The sequence below is a fragment of the Streptomyces sp. genome, assembly GCF_019510245.1.
Taxonomy (GTDB): Bacteria; Actinomycetota; Actinomycetes; order Streptomycetales; family Streptomycetaceae; genus Streptomyces.
In genome coordinates, this window is sequence record NZ_JAEKKT010000317.1 from 1 (window position 1) to 5,059 (window position 5,059).

Annotated in this window: 6 protein-coding genes and 2 pseudogenes; 2 read left to right on the forward strand and 6 right to left on the reverse strand. The window is 68.7% G+C overall.

Annotated features, from left to right (window positions below; genetic code table 11):
* From JF597_RS49915 to JF597_RS49925, 3 genes and pseudogenes are all read right to left on the reverse strand, one after another.
* A partial coding sequence (locus tag JF597_RS49915) for a helix-turn-helix domain-containing protein (protein WP_294012799.1) occupies nt 1-260 on the reverse strand: 260 nt, incomplete at its 3' end.
* A gap of 59 nt (nt 261-319) precedes the next feature.
* A pseudogene (locus JF597_RS49920) lies at nt 320-487 on the reverse strand (transposase); the annotation flags it as partial.
* A gap of 94 nt (nt 488-581) precedes the next feature.
* Nucleotides 582-971, reverse strand: a complete 390-nt coding sequence (locus JF597_RS49925) for a hypothetical protein (RefSeq protein ID WP_294012802.1) — start codon at nt 969-971, stop codon at nt 582-584.
* A gap of 58 nt (nt 972-1,029) precedes the next feature.
* Here JF597_RS49925 and JF597_RS49930 point away from each other — a divergent pair, with 58 nt between their 5' ends.
* Both JF597_RS49930 and JF597_RS49935 read left to right on the forward strand, forming a co-directional pair.
* A complete protein-coding gene (locus tag JF597_RS49930; RefSeq protein WP_294012805.1) occupies nt 1,030-1,221 on the forward strand; it encodes a hypothetical protein in 192 nt (63 codons plus the stop codon).
* Between the two features lie 181 nt (nt 1,222-1,402).
* On the forward strand, nt 1,403-1,660 hold the full coding sequence (locus JF597_RS49935) for a hypothetical protein (protein WP_294012808.1): 258 nt from the start codon (nt 1,403-1,405) through the stop codon (nt 1,658-1,660).
* A gap of 127 nt (nt 1,661-1,787) precedes the next feature.
* Here the strand turns inward: JF597_RS49935 and JF597_RS49940 are convergent, their stop codons facing one another.
* From JF597_RS49940 to JF597_RS49950, 3 genes and pseudogenes are all read right to left on the reverse strand, one after another.
* Nucleotides 1,788-4,001, reverse strand: coding sequence for a protein kinase (locus JF597_RS49940; RefSeq protein ID WP_294012811.1), 2,214 nt, complete (start codon nt 3,999-4,001; stop codon nt 1,788-1,790).
* 626 nt (nt 4,002-4,627) lie between these two features.
* Nucleotides 4,628-4,764 (reverse strand): annotated as a pseudogene (locus tag JF597_RS49945) (repressor LexA); the annotation flags it as partial.
* Nucleotides 4,765-4,791: 27 nt separating this feature from the next.
* Nucleotides 4,792-5,059: hypothetical protein (locus JF597_RS49950; protein WP_294012813.1), on the reverse strand; the 268-nt coding region annotated here is incomplete at its 5' end.

Sequence of the window (5,059 nt, forward strand, 5' to 3'; positions counted from 1 at the left end):
GGCCGGACACGCAGCAGGTCGTTGATGCGGTCGCCGTCACCCCGGACGAAGTCCAGGGCCGCGTCCTCCTTGCCGGTGAAGTGCCGGCTGAAGGTGCGGCGGGTGACGTCGGCCTCCTCCACGATCGCCTCCACGGTCGTGGCCGCCAGCCCGCGCTCCAGGATCAGCTCCACAGCGGCGCAGGCCAGCGCGTTCCGCGTCTGCTGCGCCTTGCGCCGCCGCCGGTCCTGCGTCGGGTGGACTGGCTCCGTAGCCTTCATGGTTGCCAGCATACGCCTTGATGTCCCATTGGGACACATGTCCCACCGGGACATTTGCTGGGAGGAGTCTGCGGGCATCGCCCGCCACGAGATCCCGCCCGCGACCAGGTAGCGGATCGCGTCGAGCAGCTGCCGGTGGCAGTAGCCCTCGGGCCGTCCACCCCGCCCCGGGAACCAGGCCGCATCGGCAGCAACGGCCGGCCGGCCGCCCACTCCGCGTCTGTCATGTCCGACGGATACCGGCGCACTCGGTCCGGATGGCAGGCCGCGTTGCCGAACACGTGCGGGAGGCAATCGCACGAGGTGGCGGGCGGGTCGAAGTCAACGTGCAGCGGTGTCGCGTCGCAGCAGGCCGGTGACCCGGCCCAACCATCCTCTGCGCGAGTTGTTCTCCCCTTCGATCAAGAACCGTGCTGTCTGGAGCGGGTCACGGGGCAGTTGATCTGTCTGGTGACGGCGCCAGTAGCGGGTCACTCTCCGCTCCAGATCGCCCAGATCAACGCTGCCGGTCCTGGCCAGAACGACCGATCCTTCCGGGCCTTCCGGGGCAGTCAGCGCCCACACGCCACCGTCCGGTGAGTACACCGCTGCGTACTCACCTTCGTCGACGTCGATCGCCTCGATCCAGTTCGTGGCGTGCACGAAAGATCCGAAGACGAATAGTTCCTCGTCACGATCGAAGACGAGAACCGTGTCGGGAGGGAGTTCCATCGGCTCACTGTGGCAGGACCGTTCGCTGTGCCGCGACCAAATAAGGGGCGCCTGAGGAGTGTCGGTCGGACCGGGAGCCGGCGAACGCACCTTCCTGCTCCACACGCGTGAGCCGGTGCCCGTCCTGGACCGGCTGATGGCCAACATCCTCATCACCCCGGCGAAGGACAACCGGCCCGAGGAACTCCGCTCCGGCGTCGGCACCGGCCCCTACCGGGTGATCGGCGCCAACAGCGGCGCGGGCGAGTAATGAGCTCGTCAGGACCTACCTGCAGTCCCTGGTGGACGATCTCCTGCCCGTCCTCCCCTCACCCGCCCAACCGGCATCGGCACCGAGCCCGCGTGAGCAGCTGTTGGCCGTCTTCGACCGGGAGCGGCCGGAAACCACCGCTCCGTTCCGGGGATGTCCGTTCCTGAACGTCAGCGTCGAAGTGCCAGATCCAACGCATCCTGCCCATCAGTTGGCCGCGGCGTACAAGAGGGAGTTCGCCCGCCGCCTCACGGACATCGCACGGCAGGCCGGGGTCGCAGCCCCGGAGACTCTCGGTGAGCAACTGGCACTGCTCTTCGACAGCGCCGCCGCACGCGGCACCGCACTCAACAGTGGCCACACCCACGCGTACGCGCGATCCATCGCGGAGTCGTTGGTCGATGCCGCCCTCGCCGACGCGGGCCCGGCAACCCTCTGATGAGCCGCACGCTCTCGTCGGGGTCGACGCAATACATCAGGCGGGCATGGTGCGCTTCGATACAGCGGCCGCTGCTGCCTCGGCGCAGGCGTGTACGTCGGTCGAAACGCCGGACATGTGCCCTTTTTCAGGTGTTCGGCAGTCCGTAGACCCGGTCGTAGTGGTGCGCCACCAGATGTCCGTCTCGGTCACAGGAGATCTGCCAGCCGTTGACGCCTGTGTCTCGGCCGTCCGTGAAGTTCCACCTCAGGCGCCCAGAGGCAGCCTCGATGGCGAAGAAGCCGTCTTTGTTCTCGAGGGCGGCAGCGTAGACGGCGTGCGGTCCCACGGCGATGGGATGGTCGCCGTCGAGGCGCGGCGTCTCGCAGAACCAGCGCTGGGAACCGTTCGCCGCGTTGAAAGCGTAGACGCCGTAGGGGTCGTTGCCGATGGCGTAGACGGTGTTGCCGCCCACTCCCAGGGAGGCGAACAAGCCGTGCTCGGGCTTTGCCCGCCAGCGGAGCCTGCCGGTGCTCAGCTCCAGGGCGATGAGCTCGGAGCCGATCGCGAACACGGTCTGGCCGAGCACGGCGAGACCTGGCCGGAGGTCGTAGCCGACCGGGTGCCGCCAACGCAGGGCACCGGCGTCGCGGGTGCTGCGGACCGAGACGTTGCGCAGACCGTCGGCGTAGACGAAGTAGTCGGACGTGACGACCGGCTGGAGGCGGATGCCGACGTCTTCCGGGCTGATCGGTATGACCCTGGCTTGGCGGGCCTGGAGGTCGACGCCGAAGACGGCGTCGGTGGATGTCGCGACGCCCTGTTCGGCCGACTGGCGCTCCAGTCGAGCACCGAGCACGGAAACGCTGAAGCCCTCGTAGGCGCCCAGCAGTTGGTCGAATTGGAAGTCCGCGCCGAAATCGAGGGTGAACCGTTCCGACCCGCTGGCCGGATCGATGCCGATCACCGTGGCGCCCGTACCGAGTGCGACGGCCGCACCGTCGGTCAACAGGACGGGAGTGGGCGAGAGACTGATGCCCTGGTAGATCCACCTGGGGTGGGAGCCGTTGTCGAGGTCGAGGCAGATCATGGTGCCCGGGCGGGCCTTGAGCAGGGCGGTGCCGTCGCTGAAGACCGCCGGAGCCTGCAGCAACGGGTCGCTGAGGTAGACCCAGCTCGGCTCGGGCGCCGGGACCAGTGAGGACGCAGGGTGGGCGCGAGGCTTTCTGAGCACGGCGACGAGAGCGGCGACACCCCCGACCACCGCCACTCCCGTACCGGCGGCCAGGATCGAGCGCCGGGAGGGACCGGAGTATGCGGGGGAGCGGCGGTGCATGCGTGGAACCGAAGTCTCCGGGTCTGACTTCCCGAGCTTCTCGGACTTCTCGGATTTCTCGGACTTCTCCGGATCCGTCGGGCCGAGGAAGTTGGCCTCTGCCCGGGGTCCGTGGCCGCCGTCCGCCCCGGCCCTGCTGCTGGCGGTGTCGGGGGCGTCGGGGGCGGTCGGAACGACGCCCGGAGGTGACACGAGATCCATGACGGCGGCCTGATGGCGAGCGACGGTCGCGGCCACCGGAGCGGGCAGCCAGGACTCGGTCAGCAACTGTTCGACGCCGCCCGGAGCGCATGCCGCGGACAGCCGGTCGGGGCTGATGCGCAAGGCGGGGTCCTTGGCCAGACAGAGACTGATGAGCTTGTCCAGTGGCTCAGGCACCCCGGCCAGGTCGGGCCAGCCATGGGCCACCTGGTAGAGGAGAGTGGCTGCCGCGGCACCATCGAAGGGCGGGTGCCCGCAGGCGGCGAACGTCAGCACCGAGCCGAGGCAGAAGACGTCCCCTTCCGCTCCCATTGGCTCGCCTGTGGCCTGTTCCGGGCACATGTATTCCAGGGAGCCGAACACGCCGCCTGTGGTGGTGAGTTGATAGCCGTCGCGGGCGCGGACGATGCCGAAGTCGATGACGCGTGGTCCGTCGGCGGCGAGCAGTACGTTGGAGGGTTTCAGGTCACGGTGCACGAGCCCCTGGGCGTGCACCGCGGTGAGCGCCTCGGCCATGCCCGCGCCGAGGGCGAGAACCGACTGCACCGGCAGCGGCCCGTGTTCGGCGACCGCCTCGGCCAAGGTGGGACCCGGAATATACGTGGTGGCGAGCCACGGTGTTTCCGCGTCGGGGTCAGCGTCCACCACGGATGCGGTGTAGGTGCCGCCGACGGCCGCCGCGGCCGCTACTTCGCGTCGGAAGCGGATGCGGAAGTTCTTGTCCTCCGCCATCTCGGGACGGATGACCTTGACCGCGACGGTTTGGCCCGCCGGTGAGGTGGCCAGGTACACCCGGCCCATACCGCCTGCTCCGAGTTCGGCCACGAGGCGGTAGGGGCCCAGGTGTCCGGGATCTTCTGGACGCAATGGCTTCATACCCGCGGCTGCCTGTTCTGAGTGGTGGCAGACGGGAGTCCCGCCCGCTGAGTGGGGGAGAGGCCCGGCAGGGGTCTGGCAACACAGTAGGGGCTGGAGTGACCACTGAGTTCATCTCGAGAGGTGCTCCACGCTACCCGGAAGTAGCTGATCAGCCCTTCTCCCTTTCAAACGAGCTCATTTGACGAAGCGTCATGTTCTTGGTGACACGTGCCTGTACAGCGGGAACAGTGCACGATACGCAACAGCGGTGGTACGGAATGCCTGTATGCGCCAAAGACCTCCGATGTGTTCAAGCTCACCCGTTCCGTCCGCGACTGCTGGCCACGTCGACGGAAACGAGGTGCCGGCAAGCGGCGCCGTCATCGCCGTGGTGTACGACCTCACCGCCGACAGGCGAGCATGCGCAGATGGTCACCGACCAGACGAAGTGCCTTCTCGTCCTCGGCAGTCAGATGCTCGAGCCGGTCGCGGACCGCTGCACCGGACGGCCCCAGGGCGACGAACGGCGCCGCCATCTCTCGCAGCCCGCCCATCCGCCTCCACCCTGTCGGCCCGGCGCACCTCTGACTGGCGGGGAGGGGGAACACGTCCTCGACCGATTCCTCGTCGAGGATCGGGCCACCGGCGGCGATCCGGCCGACGAGCGGGACGTACACGCGGCGGGCTTGCCCGCGGTGTCGGAGGGCTGCACGGAGGCGCCCTGGGCCGCTGTCGTGACGCTCATCCAGGCGGTCGGCTACGGAGCTTCCTTGCGGAAGAGAGACAGCAGGGTCCGGGCCGGCAGGGCGCCCGGGTCGAAGAACTGCGTGGCCAGAGCGGGCGGCACCGCCGTTCCCTGCATGCGGACCTCGTGGCAGGTGAAGCAGAACGCCGCCTCGAACAGCGCCGGATCGAGAGAGTCGTCGTAGGCCCGTACGCTCCAGCCCGGCGAGAAGCCGCAGCGGTGCTGTTCACTGCCGGGCAGGCTCTCGATCAAGGCCAGGGCGGCTGCGGCCTCGCTCCCG